The organism is Gordonia sp. (in: high G+C Gram-positive bacteria), assembly GCF_012515855.1.
Classification (GTDB): domain Bacteria; phylum Actinomycetota; class Actinomycetes; order Mycobacteriales; family Mycobacteriaceae; genus Gordonia.
This window is the reverse complement of sequence record NZ_JAAYXO010000014.1, coordinates 57,974-74,118: the sequence shown is the minus strand read 5'-3', so window position 1 is coordinate 74,118 and position 16,145 is coordinate 57,974. Positions and strand designations below refer to the sequence as shown.

General features: G+C 67.1%; 17 protein-coding genes. 7 read left to right on the top strand and 10 right to left on the bottom strand.

Going from position 1 to position 16,145, the window contains the following annotated elements:
- Positions 1-1,799, bottom strand: a 1,799-nt coding sequence (locus tag GX543_RS01050) for an ATP-dependent Clp protease ATP-binding subunit (RefSeq protein ID WP_290849225.1), incomplete at its 3' end; no start/stop codon positions are given.
- A gap of 237 nt (positions 1,800-2,036) precedes the next feature.
- On the opposite strand from GX543_RS01050, the gene GX543_RS01045 reads away from it, so the two are divergent.
- Complete coding sequence (locus GX543_RS01045) at positions 2,037-3,341, top strand: PQQ-binding-like beta-propeller repeat protein (RefSeq protein WP_290849223.1); 1,305 nt, start codon at positions 2,037-2,039, stop codon at positions 3,339-3,341.
- A 33-nt stretch (positions 3,342-3,374) separates the two neighbouring features.
- Here GX543_RS01045 and GX543_RS01040 read toward each other — a convergent pair whose 3' ends face one another.
- Positions 3,375-3,782, bottom strand: coding sequence for a helix-turn-helix domain-containing protein (locus tag GX543_RS01040; RefSeq protein WP_290849221.1), 408 nt, complete (start codon positions 3,780-3,782; stop codon positions 3,375-3,377).
- A gap of 140 nt (positions 3,783-3,922) precedes the next feature.
- Between GX543_RS01040 and GX543_RS01035 the strand changes: the two genes are divergently transcribed.
- A complete protein-coding gene (locus tag GX543_RS01035) occupies positions 3,923-4,780 on the top strand; it encodes an NmrA family NAD(P)-binding protein (RefSeq protein WP_290849220.1) in 858 nt (285 codons plus the stop codon).
- Positions 4,781-4,783: 3 nt separating this feature from the next.
- Here GX543_RS01035 and GX543_RS01030 read toward each other — a convergent pair whose 3' ends face one another.
- From GX543_RS01030 to GX543_RS01015, 4 genes are all read right to left on the bottom strand, one after another.
- Complete coding sequence (locus GX543_RS01030) at positions 4,784-6,076, bottom strand: M18 family aminopeptidase (protein WP_290849218.1); 1,293 nt, start codon at positions 6,074-6,076, stop codon at positions 4,784-4,786.
- Entirely contained in the window at positions 6,076-6,756 is a 681-nt protein-coding gene (gene purQ, locus GX543_RS01025) for a phosphoribosylformylglycinamidine synthase subunit PurQ (protein ID WP_290849217.1), read from the bottom strand. The genes GX543_RS01030 and purQ overlap by 1 nt, the downstream gene beginning before the upstream one ends.
- A gap of 4 nt (positions 6,757-6,760) precedes the next feature.
- Entirely contained in the window at positions 6,761-7,000 is a 240-nt protein-coding gene (gene purS, locus GX543_RS01020) for a phosphoribosylformylglycinamidine synthase subunit PurS (RefSeq protein WP_290849215.1), read from the bottom strand.
- A 105-nt stretch (positions 7,001-7,105) separates the two neighbouring features.
- On the bottom strand, positions 7,106-7,606 hold the full coding sequence (locus GX543_RS01015; protein WP_290849213.1) for a glutathione peroxidase: 501 nt from the start codon (positions 7,604-7,606) through the stop codon (positions 7,106-7,108).
- 72 nt (positions 7,607-7,678) lie between these two features.
- Here GX543_RS01015 and GX543_RS01010 point away from each other — a divergent pair, with 72 nt between their 5' ends.
- A complete protein-coding gene (locus GX543_RS01010; protein WP_290849211.1) occupies positions 7,679-8,146 on the top strand; it encodes a MarR family transcriptional regulator in 468 nt (155 codons plus the stop codon).
- A 22-nt stretch (positions 8,147-8,168) separates the two neighbouring features.
- Positions 8,169-9,725: a DHA2 family efflux MFS transporter permease subunit gene (locus GX543_RS01005; protein ID WP_290849210.1), complete on the top strand. Its 1,557-nt coding sequence runs from the start codon at positions 8,169-8,171 to the stop codon at positions 9,723-9,725.
- 141 nt (positions 9,726-9,866) lie between these two features.
- On the opposite strand, the gene GX543_RS01000 is transcribed toward GX543_RS01005, so the two are convergent.
- The 4 genes from GX543_RS01000 to purB all read right to left on the bottom strand — a co-directional run bounded on the left by GX543_RS01000 (position 9,867) and on the right by purB (position 15,114).
- Complete coding sequence (locus tag GX543_RS01000) at positions 9,867-12,005, bottom strand: S9 family peptidase (protein WP_290849208.1); 2,139 nt, start codon at positions 12,003-12,005, stop codon at positions 9,867-9,869.
- On the bottom strand, positions 12,002-12,889 hold the full coding sequence (locus tag GX543_RS00995) for a phosphoribosylaminoimidazolesuccinocarboxamide synthase (protein WP_290849206.1): 888 nt from the start codon (positions 12,887-12,889) through the stop codon (positions 12,002-12,004). Before GX543_RS00995 ends, GX543_RS01000 begins: the two co-directional genes overlap by 4 nt.
- Before the next feature lie 82 nt (positions 12,890-12,971).
- Positions 12,972-13,370, bottom strand: a complete 399-nt coding sequence (locus GX543_RS00990; RefSeq protein WP_290849204.1) for a hypothetical protein — start codon at positions 13,368-13,370, stop codon at positions 12,972-12,974.
- Between the two features lie 316 nt (positions 13,371-13,686).
- A complete protein-coding gene (gene purB / locus GX543_RS00985) occupies positions 13,687-15,114 on the bottom strand; it encodes an adenylosuccinate lyase (protein WP_290849203.1) in 1,428 nt (475 codons plus the stop codon).
- 109 nt (positions 15,115-15,223) lie between these two features.
- Between purB and GX543_RS00980 the strand changes: the two genes are divergently transcribed.
- The 3 genes from GX543_RS00980 to GX543_RS00970 all read left to right on the top strand — a co-directional run bounded on the left by GX543_RS00980 (position 15,224) and on the right by GX543_RS00970 (position 16,144).
- Positions 15,224-15,484 (top strand): metal-sensitive transcriptional regulator, encoded by a 261-nt coding sequence (locus GX543_RS00980; RefSeq protein WP_290849202.1) that lies wholly within the window; start codon positions 15,224-15,226, stop codon positions 15,482-15,484.
- Between the two features lie 37 nt (positions 15,485-15,521).
- Positions 15,522-15,917 carry a DUF302 domain-containing protein gene (locus GX543_RS00975; protein WP_290849201.1) on the top strand — a complete coding sequence of 132 codons (396 nt, stop codon included), beginning with the start codon at positions 15,522-15,524 and terminating at the stop codon, positions 15,915-15,917.
- 89 nt (positions 15,918-16,006) lie between these two features.
- Positions 16,007-16,144: a hypothetical protein gene (locus tag GX543_RS00970; protein ID WP_290849200.1), complete on the top strand. Its 138-nt coding sequence runs from the start codon at positions 16,007-16,009 to the stop codon at positions 16,142-16,144.
- Position 16,145: the final 1 nt, after the last annotated feature.

Genomic DNA, 16,145 nt, shown 5'->3' with positions numbered 1-16,145 from the left:
CCGGGAGGGGCACCGAACAGACGCGACGCGGTGAAGCGGTCGTGGAACTCGCCCATGTCGATCTGGATGAGTGCGTCGTCCTCGCCGAACAGGAAGTTCGCGAGCGCCTTCGACAGCTCGGTCTTACCGACGCCCGACGGCCCGGCGAAGATGAACGAGCCCGAGGGACGCTTCGGGTCCTTGAGCCCGGCACGCGTACGACGGATGGCACGCGAGACCGCGGACACGGCGTCGCGCTGACCGATGATCCGCTTGTGGAGCTCGTCCTCCATGCGGAGCAGACGGGTGGTCTCCTCCTCGGTGAGCTTGAAGACCGGGATGCCGGTCCAGTTGCCCAGGACCTCGGCGATCTGCTCGTCGTCGACCTCGGCCACGACGTCGAGGTCACCGGCGCGCCACTGCTTCTCACGCTCGGCGCGCTCGCCGACCAGCTGCTTCTCCTTGTCGCGGAGGCTGGCCGCCTTCTCGAAGTCCTGCGCGTCGATCGCCGACTCCTTCTCCTTGCGCGCGTCGGCGATGCGATCGTCGAACTCGCGCAGGTCTGGCGGGGCGGTCATCCGACGGATGCGCATGCGGGCACCGGCCTCGTCGATGAGGTCGATGGCCTTGTCGGGCAGGAAGCGGTCGTTGATGTAGCGGTCCGCCAGGGTGGCCGCCGCAGCGAGGGCACCGTCGGTGATCGACACCTTGTGGTGCTGCTCGTAACGGTCGCGGAGGCCCTTGAGGATCTCGATGGTGTGGGCCACCGACGGCTCCCCGACGTAGACCTGCTGGAAGCGGCGCTCCAGAGCGGCGTCCTTCTCGATGTACTTGCGGTACTCGTCGAGCGTGGTGGCGCCGATCGTCTGCAACTCGCCGCGAGCCAGCTTCGGCTTCAGGATGCTGGCGGCGTCGATCGCGCCCTCGGCGGCACCCGCACCGACCAGCTGATGCAGCTCGTCGATGAACAGGATGATGTCGCCTCGGGTGTTGATCTCCTTGAGGACCTTCTTGAGGCGCTCTTCGAAGTCACCGCGGTAGCGGCTGCCTGCCACCAGCGACCCGAGGTCGAGGGTGTAGAGCTGCTTGTCCTTGAGCGTCTCCGGGACGTCGCCCGCGACGATCGCCTGCGCCAGGCCCTCGACGACGGCGGTCTTGCCGACGCCGGGCTCGCCGATCAGCACCGGGTTATTCTTGGTGCGGCGCGAGAGGACCTGCATGATCCGCTCGACTTCCTTCTCACGGCCGATGACGGGGTCGAGTTTGCCCTCGCTCGCGGCCGTGGTCAGGTTGCGACCGAACTGATCCAGGACCAGGGAGGTCGACGGCGTGCCCGAATCGGACGAGCGCGCGCCGGTGCCCGCCTCGGCGGGCTCCTTGCCCTGGTAGCCGGACAACAGCTGGATGACCTGCTGGCGGACCTTGTTCAGGTCGGCGCCCAGCTTCACCAGCACCTGAGCTGCGACGCCTTCGCCCTCGCGGATCAGGCCGAGCAGGATGTGCTCGGTGCCGATGTAGTTGTGGCCCAGCTGCAGCGCTTCGCGCAGGCTGAGCTCAAGCACCTTCTTGGCACGCGGGGTGAAGGGGATGTGACCGGACGGGGCCTGCTGGCCCTGACCGATGATCTCCTCCACCTGACTGCGGACCGCCTCCAACGAGATGCCGAGCGACTCGAGCGCCTTGGCGGCGACTCCTTCACCCTCGTGGATCAGGCCCAGGAGGATGTGCTCGGTACCGATGTAGTTGTGGTTGAGCATCCGCGCTTCTTCCTGCGCCAGGACGACAACCCGGCGTGCGCGGTCGGTGAACCGTTCGAACATTGTTCTCCCTCTATAGCTTGCGCCCCGGCCGCTGCCACATCTGTGACGAACTTGGCGACCAGCCCTACCTCCACTGTAGTGGTCGCGGAAGTAGTCGCTGCGGTTACGCCCAGCCTCGGGCGAGGGCCCTGGTCTGCGACGGGGTTCTACGGTTGATAACGCCGCGCTCAAGGGCAATGTTCCCGACCCTGTACGCCCTGAGCGAACGCTGGTCAAGAGCCGTGATTGACTGATCACATGTCGTTCCGCGCCTCCACCAACCGCCGACCGTTCGGGATGGCCGCCGTCGCCGCCTTCGGGTCCCTCGCGCTGGTCATCACCGCGGGCATCGTCCTGTCGGGCACCCCGGACGAGCGAACCGGCTCGGCAGCGCTCGGCGTGATCGAGACCTATTCGTCCGAGCCGACGGAGGCGTGGACGCTCGACGAGACCTCACTTCCCGGCGCGGGCGGCAACGGCTCCATCTCGGTCACTGCCACCGACGGCACCGACTGGCTGGTGGCGTACAGCGCGGGCATCAAACGCAGCTTCATGCTGATCGATTCCCGGTCCGGGCGTCCGCAGTGGGACGCCCCGATCAACGCGGGCTTCGGCGACTGCAGCATCAACGACCAGCGTCAGATCGGATGCGCGGTCCGGCTCCGGATCAGCGGCCCGGAGAACGGCTTCTATCTCGCCGACCGCGACAGCGGGGACCTGACCCGGACCGCCGACGGCGGCGAGACGGCGACGGTGCTCGGCCTCGGCCCCAACTTCGTCCACGTGAACCAGTCGGGTTACCAGGTCAGCATGCGGTCGGCCGCAGGCAAGACCCTGTGGAGTCGCACCTTCGCCGGCGCCGCGAAAGTCCGGTCGGCCCGCAGCGCCCTGATCATCGAGACCTCCGACGGCGCGAGCTTCGTCGTCGATCCGCGGACGGGCTCCGACCGGGTCGCCTGCGCGCAGTGCACCGTCGACGAGTTCGCCACCGGACTCACCGTGACGACGACCAAGAGCGGCAGCGAATCAGTCGAGTTCTATCCCTTCACCACCTCGAGCGTCGTTGAGGAGCCGTCGGGTAGGGCCGACAGGGCCCGCGTAGTCCGCGGACCGTCGACCTACCCGGTGATCGCCCCGGCCGGCGAGGGCTCGTCACTGGCGGGCGCCGGCCGCTACGAGATCATCGACCCCGGCACCGGCGAGGCCCTGTGGAACATCGCCGACCCGGAACTGTCGAAGGCCAATGCCCGTCCCTGCGGCACGGTGATCTCGGTGGCCCGCAAGGACCGCTCGCGCGTGTTCTTCACCCTGTCCGACGGGACGCGCCGAGGCTCCATGCCGCCGCCGGCACTCGACCAGCCCGATGCGAACCTCGACGCCGCCACCTGTCTCGGCGCGTCGGACGACGTCGCCGTCTTCGCCAATCCCAACCAGCTGACCGCGTACGACATCAACACCGGACAGCTGCGCTGGACCCGCACCCTGCTGGGCACCGCCGAGGACGTCGACGGTCAGATCGTCCTGCGCCAGGGGTCCACGCTGAGCAAGCTCGGGGCCAACTGAGCGACGTCCCTCGCAGGTCGCGGACTGTGCCCGTCAGCGGGCGTCGAACTCCTCGCGAAGCTCTTCGACGACGGGGAGTTGGCCTTCCACCAAATCGATGAGCTCGGCCAGTCGCGGCGCGACTTCTCGACCCATCTCGGTGAGCGAATACTCCACTCGCGGGGGGATGGCCTGCAGCATCTCGCGATGCACGTATCCGTCGCGTTCCAGCGACTGGAGCGTCACCGACAGCATCCGCTCGCTCACGCCGTCTACCCGGCGCCGGAGCGCATTGAAGCGAAGTTCGCCGTCGAGCAGCGCCACCAGTGCCAGCAGCCCCCACCGACTGGTGACGTTCTGCAGCACTTCGCGCGACGAGCAGTGACGGGAGAAGACGTCGGCCTCCAAGGTGGGGTCGACGGATGCGGGGTCGAACCCGTCCCGCAACTGCTCTTCTGACATAACGCCCACTGTACTCCCCTCCTACCACTGTGCTTACCGCCACCATTGCACATTACTTTTAGTAAGTGCATGATGTTTAGGAACCTCACTACGAGGCATCAAGCGGCCGCGGGTCGACCGCATCGACGAAGGGAAAGAACATGACGACGTATGCGGTGACAGGGGCGACCGGCGGCCTCGGCGGAGCAGCCGTGACCGCCCTGATCGCCCGGGGCGTCGCTCCGGCCGACATCGTGGCCGTGGTGCGCGACCGAGCGAAGGCCGGCGCACTGGTCGACGCGGGCGTCGACGTCCGAGTGGCCGACTACGCGGACCCCACTGCGCTCCGCGCGGCCCTGAGCGGCGTCGACAAACTGCTGCTGGTCTCCGGCTCCGAGGTCGGGCAGCGCCTCCCCCAGCACACGAACGTGATCGACGCGGCCAAGGCCGCGGGCGTCGGCCTGATCGCCTACACCAGCATTCTGCGGGCAGACCGCTCGCCGCTCGCGCTGGCTCGAGAGCATCGCGCCACCGAACAGTTGCTCGCCGACAGCGAGATCCCCACCGTCCTCCTGCGGAACGGCTGGTACTCCGAGAACTACGCCGAGTCACTGGCGCCCGCGGTCGCGACCGGCGTCTTCGCAGGCAGCGCAGGCAACGGTGTGGTGGCGCCCGCAGCGCGGGCCGACTACGCCGACGCCGCAGCCGCGGCACTGCTGACCGCATCCGCGGGCTCGGTGTTCGAGCTCGCGGGCAGCGAGCACCTGAGTTACGCGGACATCGCCGCGACTTTCGCCGAGGTCAGCGGCCGGCCTGTCGCGTACCAGGATCTGGCCGAGGCCGATTACACCGCGGCACTCGTCGACGCCGGCGTCCCGGCCGCGTTCGCGGCAGTGCTCGCCGACTCCGACGCCGGCGCGGGTAACGGCGCGCTCGACTCCACGTCGACCGCCCTGGCCGACCTGCGCGGCACTCCGGGCACGCCGTTCGCCGAGGTGATCGCGGCCGCGCTCAGCTGAGCGCTATCTGCGAAGGAAGGCCGCGAGTGCGGCCGAGTACATCGGCACGTCGTCGACGCCCATCAGTTCGCGGCAGCTGTGCATCGCGAGCTGGGGTGCACCGACGTCGACGGTCAGCAGGCCGGTGCGGGTGGCGGTCAGCGGGCCGATGGTCGACCCGCACGGCAGGTCGGCGCGGTGGATGTACCGCTGCAGCGGTACATCCGCGTCGCGGCAGGCGAGCGCGAACTCCGCCTCGCCGATCGCGTCGGAGGCGTAGCGCAGATTCTGGTTCACCTTGAGCACCGGGCCGCCGTTCACCACGATGCGATGCGACGGCTCGTGCCGGTCCGGATAGTTCGGGTGCGTCGCGTGCGCCATGTCGCCGGACACGCAGACACTGGCGGCCATCGCGCGCAGGAAGTCGTCGCGGCCACCGCCGGTCGCGGCGACGATCCGCTCGCACACCGTCACGAGGAAGTCCGACGACGCTCCGCGCTCGGAGCCGGAGCCGACCTCTTCGTGGTCGAACAGCGCGAGCATCGCGACGGCGTCCGTCGGCTCGGCGTCGAGCAGCGCCCGCAGACCCGCGTAGCACGTCCCCTGATTGTCGAGTCGGGGCGCGCTGAGCAGGTCGCGGTCAGCGCCGATGACGGCCGACGGCGCCACGTCGTGCGTCATCAGCTCCCAGCCGAGCACCTCGTCCGGGTCGATGCCCGCCCGCTCGGCGACGTAAGCGAGCAGCGGCTGCGCCTCGCCGACGCCGCGGATCGCGTCGACGTGACGCTGCGGGTCGAGGCTGACGCCCTTGCGATCCTCGGACAGATGAATGGCCAGCTGCGGCACGCGCAGGATGGGCTCGTCGATGTTGACCAGCATGTGGGCCACGCGCCCCTGGTCGTCGTAGGCCAGGCGGCCCGACAGCCCGAGATCGCGGTCGAGCCACGAATTGAGCCAGGCGCCGCCGTACGGTTCCAGCGCGACCGTCGCGAGACCGGCACTGGTTCGGTCGGGGTTCTGCTTCACGCGCAGGTTGGGACTGTCGGTGTGACCGCCGACGATCCGGAAGCGCGGAATGCCAGGCTTCGGGCGCGCGCTGGCCGCCTCGGCGTTCCAGGCGATGAGCGAGCCGCCGCGGACCACATAGTGACGCCCGATGGCTACGGAGAAGTCGGCCCACGAATCCGTCTCCGACAACCGCGAGTAACCCGCGGCGTCGAGGGCTGCGGCTACCGTCGCGCAGACGTGAAACGGCGACGGCGAGGCGTCGATGAACTCACCGAGCCCCGCCGCCGTTGCCGAAGTCTTCGCCGTCATCAGACTGATGCGAGCACCGCGTCCAGTGCCGAGTAGAACAGCCCGAGGCCGTCGTCGCTCGGACCGGTGAGCGCGCCGATCGCGTGCTCCGGGTGCGGCATGAGGCCGACCACGCGACCGTTGGCGCTGGAGATTCCCGCGATGTCGAGAGCGGAACCGTTCGGGTTGCCGCCGGCGTAGGTGAAGGCGATGCGACCCTCGCCCTTGAGCTCTTCCAGCTGACGCTGCGAGGCGACGTAGCGACCCTCACCCGACTTCAGCGGGATCAGGATCTCGGCGCCGACCTCGTACCGCGAGGTCCACGCGGTGGTGTTCGACTCCACGCGCAGCCACTCGTCGCGGCAGATGAAGTGCAGCCCCTCATTGCGGGTCAGCGCGCCGGGCAGCAGGCCGGCTTCGCAGAGGATCTGGAAGCCGTTGCAGATGCCGAGGACGGGCATGCCGCGCTCGGCCGCCGCGACGACCTCGCCCATGACGGGAGCGAACCGCGCGATGGCACCGCACCGCAGGTAGTCGCCGTACGAGAAGCCGCCGGGGACCACCACGGCGTCGACGTCCTTGAGGTCGGCGTCGCCGTGCCACAGGCTGACGGCTTCGCCGCCCGCGGCGTTGACCGCGCGGGCCGCGTCGGCGTCGTCGAGCGTGCCGGGGAAGGTGATGACTCCGATACGAGCAGTCATATCTCTACTCCGAGACGCGGGTGACGTTGAAGTTCTCGATGACCGTGTTGGTCAGGAGTTCTTCGGCGATCCGCTGCAGGGTGGCGTCGTCGACCGAGTCGTCGACCTCCAGCTCGAATCGCTTACCCTGCCGGACGTCGGAGACGCCGGCGAATCCCAAGCGTCCCAGCGCACCGACGATCGCCTGACCCTGCGGGTCCAGAATCTCGGCCTTGGGCATCACATCGACCACTACACGCGCCATTCGGGCACTGCTCCTCATCCGAAGGTCTTTGAATGTCCCACCCCGACGGGGTCGGACGGTTACGCGCCCACTCTACCTGCTGCGGCACGGTCGGCCGATGCTCCCTCAGCCGAGCGCAGCCTCGATCGCCGAGACGACCTCCGGGGCGTCGGGTTCGGTGCGGGGGCGGAAGCGTTCGGCGACGGCTCCGTCCGCGGCGACGAGGAACTTCTCGAAGTTCCACTGGATGTCGCCCGCCTCACCGTTCGCGTCGGCCTTCTTGGTGAGCTCGACGTACAGCGGGTGGCGGTGGTCGCCGTTGACGTCCGCCTTCTCGAGCATCGGGAAGGTGACGCCATAGGTGGTGGAGCAGAAGGTAGCGATCTCGTCGGCCGTACCCGGCTCCTGCCCCATGAACTGGTTGCAGGGAACGCCGACGACGGTGAGGCCGCGGGGGCCGTAGGTCTTCTGAAGTTGCTCGAGGCCCGAGTACTGAGGGGTCAGACCGCACTTGGAGGCGACGTTGACCACGAGGAGCGGGCCGGTCAGATCGGCGAGGCTGAAGTCGCCGCCGTCGAGAGCGCGGACCGGGATGTCTTTGATGTTGGAGTGACTCACATCCCACATGCTAAGCGGCAGTGAGGCAACTAACCAGTTATTGCGTTGCAGCAATAGTTGCGTGGGCGTAACTTCTTCTGGGTGTCGAAATCCAACTCTTCCGTCGAGGCGTGCACAGCTGCGCTGTTGTCATTCCTCGACCGGGTCGCGACACGGGTCTCCTGCAACACCGTCGATCGTGTGGCCGCCACCGACATGACCCTCTCGCAGCTTCGGATGCTGATGGTCCTCTCGCGCAGCGACCACGACCTGTCCGTCAACGAACTCGCCGAAGCCGTCGATCTGTCGCTCGCCGCGGCCGGCCGCGGCGCCGACCGCCTGGTGGCCGGGGAACTCGTCACCCGCCGTGAGGACGAGTGCGATCGCCGGGTCAAGCGCCTCTCGCTGTCGGACAAGGGATACGAGCTCATCCAGAAGCAGTTCCGGCTGCGCGCGGACGACGTCTCGGGCATCGTCGCCGAGCTTCCCGACGATGTGCGCGCCGATCTCACGTCGGCCATGTCGACGGCGCTCGAATCCATCTCAGACCCGATCACCGCCCGTCTCTGACTACCTCTAGAAAAGAGAAACCATGACCACCTCCCCACCGGGAGCCGCGTCAGACAAACTGGGACGCGATGTCTTCATCGTCGCCGGTGTCGTCGTCCTCGGCGCCATCATGTCGATCCTCGACGTCACCGTTGTCGCAGTCGCGCAGCCCACCTTCATCACCGAGTTCGACACCTCCGCCGCCGGCGCCGCGTGGTCGATGACCGGCTACACCCTGGCTCTGGCCGCGGTGATTCCGGCCGCCAGCTGGGCGGCCTCCCGTTTCGGAACCAAACGCGTCTACATGGCGTCGCTCGTGCTGTTCCTCATCGGCTCGGTGCTCTGCGCCATGGCCTGGAACATCGGCTCGCTGGTCGCGTTCCGCGTGATCCAGGGCTTCGGCGGCGGTCTCCTCATGCCCATCGGCATGATGATCATGACCCGCGCGGCAGGCCCCGAGCGCGTCGGCTCGGTCATGGCCGTGCTCGGCATCCCGATGCTGCTCGGCCCCATCATGGGCCCCATCCTCGGCGGCTGGCTGATCGAGATCGCTTCGTGGCACTGGGTCTTCCTGATCAACATCCCGTTCGGCGTCGTCGCGCTGGTCTACGCCTTCTACGCCCTGCCCAGCGGCGATGAGGAACCCGGCAAGAAGATCGACGTCATCGGCCTGCTCATGCTCTCCCCCGGCCTCGCCCTGTTCCTGTTCGGCGTCTCGTCGAGTGCCGAAGAGCAGACCTTCCTGGCCGTCCGCGTCCTCGTTCCGATGATCATCGGCGCGCTCCTGATCATCGCCTTCATCTGGCACGCTTTCCGCACCACCAACCCGCTGCTGGATCTCCGGCTGTTCCGCAATCCGACGTTGCGCACCGCGGTGATCACGATGTCGATGTTCGCGATCGCCTTCTTCGGCGCCTCGCTGCTGTACCCGCAGTACTTCATCATCGTGCGCGGCGAGACCACCCTGATGGCGGGTCTGCTCCTGGCGCCCCAGGGCATCGGCGCCATGCTGACCATGCCGATCGCGGGCAAGATGACCGACAAGATCGGTCCCGGCAAATTCGTGCTCGCCGGTCTGGTCCTCATCGCGATCGGCGTCTCGGCGTTCATCACGCTCGACACCGACACCTCGTACTGGTTCCTGTGCGCCGCCCTGTTCGTCCAGGGCCTCGGCATGGGCATGACGATGATGCCGATCATGTCGGCCTCGCTCGCCACCCTGCGCGGCTCGGAGATCCCCGACGGCTCCACGCTGATGAACGCGATCCAGCAGACCGCGTCGTCCATCGGCACCGCCGTCATCACGGTCATCTTCACCACGATGCTGCTGCCGCTCTCGCGTGCCATCATGCAGGCCGGCGGCGACCCCGAACGGGTCGGCAAGGCGATGGCGGAGAACGGCGTCGACGTCACCAATCCGCAGGCCGTCCAGGCCGCAGGCGGCGATGTCATCAGCGACATCGCGTCCACCTACGGCAACACCTTCATCATCGCGACGGTACTGGTCGCGCTGACGGTGATACCGGCCTTCTTCCTGCCCCGCAAGAAGATGGTCGTCGCGGGCGACGACGAGAATTCTGTGCCCGTCACGATGCACTGATTCGATCTGTCCAGACAGTCGATCTGTCCAGACAGTCGATCTGTCCAGACAGTCGATCTGTCCAGACAAGGGACGCCGCCCGAGAAATCGGGCGGCGTCCTTTGTTTGTCTGGAGACCGGTCGCACTCGACCGACCTGAGGTCAGGCGCCCAGGGCGCCCGACTGCTGGAGAATCCACGACAGCTCGAAGGCCGTCTCCTCCCACTGCTTGTAACGCCCGGAGACGCCGCCGTGGCCTGCGGACATCTCAGTCTTGAGCAGGATCGGATTGTCGGAGGTGGAGCACTCCTGCAGGCGTGCCACCCACTTGGCCGCCTCGACGAACAGCACGCGGGTGTCGTGCAGCGAGTTCTCGGCCAGGATCGCCGGGTAGGGCTTCGCCTCGACGTTCTCGTACGGCGTGTACGACTTCATGTACTCGTAGACCTCCGCGTTGTGCAGCGGATCGCCCCACTCGTCCCACTCGATGACGGTCAGCGGCAACGACGGGTCGAGGATCGAGTTCAGCGCGTCGACGAACGGCACCGCGGCCAGGATGCCGTTGAACAGCTCCGGCGCCAGGTTCACCACGGCGCCCATCAGCAGGCCGCCCGCACTTCCACCCTCGGCGACCAGGTGCTGCGGCGACGTCCACCCGGTGTCGATCAGATGTCGCGCGACGTCGACGAAGTCGGTGAAGGTGTTCTTCTTGGTGAGCGTTTTGCCGTTCTCATACCAGAGCCGACCCATCTCACCGCCGCCACGGATGTGGGCGAACGCCATCACCATCCCGCGGTCGAGCATCGACAGCCGTGCCACCGAGAACCCCGGGTCCAGGCAGGTCTCATACGAGCCGTAGCCGTAGAGCAGCATCGGCGCGGGCTTGGACCGATCCAGGTCGCGACGGAACACCAGCGACACCGGGACGCGCGTGCCGTCGGCAGCGACCGCCCATTCGCGGACCGCGGTGTACTCCGCGGGGTCGTAACCGCCGAGGACCGGCTGCCTGCGCAGCAGCGTGCGCTCGCCGGTCGCGACATCCAAGTCGAGGACCTCGGTCGGATCGACGTAACTCCCGTAGCCGATACGCAGCTTGGGCGTCTCCCACTCGGCGTTGGCGCCGAGGCCCGCAGAGCGGAGTTCCTGATCGAAGGTCACTTCGACGAAGTCGTCCACCGTCGGCAGTCCGTCGATGCGACGCAGGTCGGCGATCGCCACCCGCGGCAACGCGTCCTCCCGATACGACAGCACGAGGTAGTCGCGGAAGCACTCGACGTCCTCCACGCGTCGCCCGGGCCGGTGCGGGATCAGCTCGCGACGGGCCGCGAAGTCGTCGACGGGGACGATGTCGACGGCGAAGTCCATCGCCTTCTCCCCGCCGCCCGCGCGCTGGTCGTTGTGCACGATGACGAACCAGTCGTCGCCCGCGATCCGGGCGTGCTCCACCGAGTACTCGACGCCCTCGGTGCGACCTGCGACGCTGACGAACTCGCCGGTGGGGTCGTCGGCCCGAAGAACGTAGGCCTCCGACGTGATCTTGGAACCGACGCCGATGACCAGGTACTCGTCGCTCTGCGTCGCGCCGATGCCGACCCAGTACCGCTCGTCGGGCTCGTGGAACACCTGGACGTCGGCCTCCGCGGACCCCACCTCGTGACGCCATACCGAATCGGGACGCCAGGCGTCGTCGACGGTCTGATAGAAGACGTACTTCGCGTCGAAGGACCAGGTGGCGCCCGCCGAGATGTTCTCGATCGTGTCCGGCAGGAGTTCGCCGGTCGTGAGGTTCTTGATCCGCAGGGTGTAGCGTTCGTCGCCCTTGAGGTCGATGCTGTAGGCCAGCCACTGACCGTCGTGGCTCACCGACAGCGCACCGAGGCTGAAGAAGTCGTGCCCCTCGGCCTCCGCGTTGGCGTCGAAGAAGACCTGCTCACCGGGGAGATCGACGCCGGGCGTCACCTCGGGCGGAGTCCAGTCATCGTCGGACGCGATCGGCGATCGCGACCGCACCCCGTACGCCAATCCCTCGGTGGTCCGGGTGTAGTACCAGAACTTGCCGCTGCGGGTCGGGACGCTCATGTCGGTCTCTTGGACCCGCGAGCGGATCTCGCCGAAGATGTCGGTGCGGAGTTGCGCCAGGTGCTCGGTCTGCTGCTCGACGAAGGCGTTCTGCCCCTCGAGATAGGCGATCACCTCGGGATCGTCCTTGGCGCGCAGCCACTCGTACTGGTCGACGAAGGTGTCACCGTGGTGGACGCGCGGCGCAGGCACCTTCTTGGCGACCGGAGGAGTCACCGTCATGCGTCGGGCCAATCGTCGAAGCTCAGCTGTGAGATCCGCTCATACGCTTCGATGTAGCGGGCGCGGGTCCGGTCGACGACGTCGGCCGGCAGCGCGGGCGGCTGCGTCTCGGACTTGCGGTCCCACCCCGAGTCGGGACCGGTGAGCCAGTTGCGGACGATCTGCTTGTCGAAGCTCGGCTGCACCGCGCCCGGCTGGTAGGTCGCGGCGTCCCAGTAGCGCGAGGAATCCGGGGTCAGCACCTCGTCGGCCAGGATCAGCGAGCCGTCGGCCGCCTGCCCGAACTCGAACTTGGTGTCGGCCAGAATGATGCCGCGCTCGGCGGCGAGGTCGGCGCCGCGGCCGTAGATGTCGAGGGTGGCCTCGCGCAGGGCGGTGGCGAGTTCCTGGCCCACCTCACCGACGACGTGCTCGAAGCTGACGTTCTCGTCGTGATCGCCCATCGCGGCCTTGGTGGCCGGGGTGAAGATCGGTTCCGGCAGCTTGTCCGCCTCACCGAGTCCAGTGGGCAACTCCACGCCGCACACCGATCCGGTGGCGTTGTAATCGCTGAGCCCGGATCCGGTGAGGTAGCCGCGCGCGACGCACTCCACCTGCACCATCGGCAGCCTCTTGACGACCATTGCGCGGCCGACGAGGCCCGCCGGGATCCGCTCGTCCTCGGGGCCGCCGTCGAGGTGATTCGGCACCCCGAGGTGGTCGAACCAGAAGAAGCTCGCGGCCGTCAGGATCCGCCCCTTGTCCGGGATCGGAGTGTCGAGGATGAAGTCGTAGGCAGAGATCCGGTCGGACGTCACCAGCAACAGCGTGGCGTCGTCGATCTCGTAGATGTCGCGGACCTTGCCGGACGCGATGTGCCGATAGTCGGCCAGGGTGGGTCGCATGCCGACTATTCTATAGAGATTCAGTACCGGGATCGCGTGGAGGTGTGGCCAGACACCACACCCTCAACGTGATCGGCTCGAATCAGTTGTAGCGAACTCCACGATTTCCAACCCAGACTGTCTGATTCGCTCGCGTGGGCGTGATGGTATTCGACACACTGTGAGCTGCTCGAGCTAGGATCCCCGGCCGCGACCGCGCAGCCTTGCCGCACCAAACCCCCACGCTGACCTTATTGGGCTTCTTCAAAGCGACGCGCGCGTAAATGAGATCATCACCCATGTCCCATTCGTTCAGATTCCACGAATTGGGGGTATTCTGACCGGTCACGCTGCCATTGATAGCGCGGACGGATCCACCGCCCGGACAGTTCCCCATCCAGGTCGGGAAGGAGATATACACATAAGCATAGGTGGCCGCCTCCGCCTTGCCACTGACACCAAATGCACCTAGCGAAATCGCCATACCGACAGCCAAAAGCACTGCCAGAATCCGCCTTCTGATCATTCCAATCCGCCTTTGATTTCGCCGTGCGCAGGCCATTCCTCCGCAAGATCCTGCAAGCGTATCCACCGTCCGACGCTCGCGCAGTCATGCAAAGAGCCGAATTCAGACACCAGTGAAGAAGGCCGAATACCGATCGAATTCGTCGGAGCCGCCTCGCCACAACCGCATTGCCAGAACCGATGGCGTTCCGTTCTTCACGCGACTCAATTACAGATTTTGACGACCCGACAGCATCGATTGGTCACACCGAAGAAGTCTCCGACGGACCCAGCGTGATCAACCAGCGACGCTCCTAAAGAATCGGGGCCGGCGCGTACGCCGCGGCCTCGGGGTACTTCTCGGTCCACGCAGCAGCCTGGGCGAGCACCTGCGCGACCTGTGCCTCCGCGGCGCCGACGAACGCCGACTTGTCGGCGATGAGCGCATCGAGCTGCGCACGGTCGAGCGGGATGCGGTCGTCGGCGGCCAGGCGATCGAGCAGGTCCGGCTCGCGGCCCTCCTCACGCATCGCGAGGGCGACGGCGACGGCGTTCTCCTTGATGGCCTCGTGGGCGGTCTCGCGACCGACGCCCGCCCGCACCGAGGCCATGAGCACCTTGGTGGTGGCCAGGAACGGCAGGTAGCGGTCGAGCTCGTTGCCGATCACGGCCGGGTACGCGCCGAACTCGGCGAGCACGGTCAGGAAGGTCTCCATCAGGCCGTCGATGGCGAAGAACGCGTCGGGCAGCGCCACGCGCCGGACCACCGAGCAGAAGACGTCACCCTCGTTCCACTGCGCACCGGCCAGCTCGCCCGTCATCGACGCGTAGCCGCGGAGGATCACGGCGAGGCCGTTGACGCGCTCGCAGCTGCGGGTGTTCATCTTGTGCGGCATCGCCGAGCTGCCGACCTGGCCGGGCTGGAAGCCTTCGGTCACCAGCTCGTGGCCCGCCATCAAGCGGATGGTGGTCGCCAGCGACGACGGTCCTGCCGCCACCTGGACCAGCGCCGAGACGACGTCGTAGTCCAGCGACCGCGGGTACACCTGCCCCACGGAGGTGAAGGCGTTGGCGAAGCCGAGGTGCGTGGCGATCTTGGTCTCGAGCTCGGCGAGCTTGTCGGCGTCGCCGTCGAGGAGATCGAGCATGTCCTGGCTGGTGCCCATCGGCCCCTTGATGCCGCGCAGGGGGTAGCGGGCGATGAGCTCGTCGAGGCGAGTGAGCGCCAGCATGAGCTCGTCGGCGGCCGACGCGAAGCGCTTGCCGAGGGTGGTCGACTGCGCGGCGACGTTGTGACTGCGTCCGGCCATCACGATCGACGAGTACTGCGCTGCGCGTTCGGTGATCCGCGCGAGCGTGGCGACGCCGTGATTGCGGACGTGGGCCAGCGAGAGGAGTACCTGGAGCTGCTCGACGTTCTCGGTGAGGTCGCGGCTGGTCATGCCCTTGTGGATCTGCTCGTGACCCGCGCGGTCGTTGAACTCCTCGATGCGCGCCTTGACGTCGTGGCGCGTGATCCGCTCGCGATCGGCGATCGCGTCGAGGTCGATCTCGTCGACCACTCGCTCGTAGTCGGCGATCGCGTCGGCGGGAACCTCGATACCGAGGTCTCGCTGCGCCTTCATGACCGCGATCCAGAGTCGACGCTCCAGAGCGATCTTGTTGCGCGGCGACCAGATCTCCGCGAGGTCCGCGGATGCGTAGCGATTGGCCAGGACATTGCTGATAGCAGGTTTACCCACGCCTGCAAAGTGTAGTGCCACGACGTCGATCACAGGAAACGACACTGCACGTAAGATACCCCTAGGGGTATAGTTGGGGGTGGGTGAGAAACCCACGAAGGGAGATGCCATGCAAGCCGACGACGCAGCAACCACTGCCGTACTCAATCGTCTGCGCCGAGTTCAGGGACAACTCGGCGGAGTTATTGCGATGATCGAGGACGGACGCGACTGCAAGGACGTCGTGACCCAGTTGGCTGCCGCATCCCGCGCGCTCGACCGCGCCGGATTCAAGATCATCACCGCCAACCTGCGGGACTGCCTCGCCGACCCAGACAACGAGGGCGCTGATCTCGAGACGCTCGAGAAGCTGTTCCTGACCCTCGCTTGACCCGATTTCCCACTGACTCGCCGCCAAAGGAGACGACATGAACCTCGCCATCAGCACCACCGTCGACGCCCCCATCGCCGAAGCGATCGAGCGCACCCGCGCCGCGCTCTCCGAGCAGGGCTTCGGAATCCTCACCGAGATCGACATGGCCGCCACCCTGAAGGCGAAGATCGGTGCCGAGATCGAGGACTACGTGATCCTCGGCGCCTGCAATCCCCCGCTCGCACACAGCGCGGTCAACGTCGACCGCCAGATCGGGCTGCTGCTGCCCTGCAACGTCGTCGTCCGCAGCGATGCCGACAACCCCGGCCGCAGCATCGTCGAGGCGATGAATCCCGAACTGATGGTGACCGTCGCCGACAACCCCGGACTGCAGGCCGTCGCCGACCAGGCCACCGCGAAGCTGACCGCCGCCGTCAACTCCCTCGGCTGACAACTCCTGGGCTGACAACCTCCTGAGCTGACGAAACCCCGGCCGACTCCGGTCGCCGCCCAACTATTCAGACAGAAAGAGACCACATCATGTGCTTCCCGATCACCTGCGCAACCTGCGGAAAGACCACCTGGGACGGCTGCGGTGAGCATGTCGCCGAGGTCATGGGCCCGGTGCCCGCCGAGCAGCGCTGCACCTGCGCCGACCCCCGCCTCGCGTCTGCGTGAT

Coding starts and splice junctions, on each gene's coding strand:
- GX543_RS00975 (WP_290849201.1), top strand. CDS start 15,522: ATGAACCTCGCCATCAGCACCACCGTCGACGCCCCCATCGCCGAAGCG.
- purQ (WP_290849217.1), bottom strand. CDS start 6,756: ATGACTGCTCGTATCGGAGTCATCACCTTCCCCGGCACGCTCGACGAC.
- GX543_RS01005 (WP_290849210.1), top strand. CDS start 8,169: ATGACCACCTCCCCACCGGGAGCCGCGTCAGACAAACTGGGACGCGAT.
- GX543_RS01015 (WP_290849213.1), bottom strand. CDS start 7,606: ATGTGGGATGTGAGTCACTCCAACATCAAAGACATCCCGGTCCGCGCT.
- GX543_RS01030 (WP_290849218.1), bottom strand. CDS start 6,076: ATGACGGCGAAGACTTCGGCAACGGCGGCGGGGCTCGGTGAGTTCATC.
- GX543_RS00980 (WP_290849202.1), top strand. CDS start 15,224: ATGCAAGCCGACGACGCAGCAACCACTGCCGTACTCAATCGTCTGCGC.
- GX543_RS01000 (WP_290849208.1), bottom strand. CDS start 12,005: ATGACGGTGACTCCTCCGGTCGCCAAGAAGGTGCCTGCGCCGCGCGTC.
- GX543_RS01045 (WP_290849223.1), top strand. CDS start 2,037: ATGTCGTTCCGCGCCTCCACCAACCGCCGACCGTTCGGGATGGCCGCC.
- purS (WP_290849215.1), bottom strand. CDS start 7,000: ATGGCGCGTGTAGTGGTCGATGTGATGCCCAAGGCCGAGATTCTGGAC.
- GX543_RS01035 (WP_290849220.1), top strand. CDS start 3,923: ATGACGACGTATGCGGTGACAGGGGCGACCGGCGGCCTCGGCGGAGCA.
- GX543_RS01040 (WP_290849221.1), bottom strand. CDS start 3,782: ATGTCAGAAGAGCAGTTGCGGGACGGGTTCGACCCCGCATCCGTCGAC.
- GX543_RS00995 (WP_290849206.1), bottom strand. CDS start 12,889: ATGCGACCCACCCTGGCCGACTATCGGCACATCGCGTCCGGCAAGGTC.
- GX543_RS00970 (WP_290849200.1), top strand. CDS start 16,007: ATGTGCTTCCCGATCACCTGCGCAACCTGCGGAAAGACCACCTGGGAC.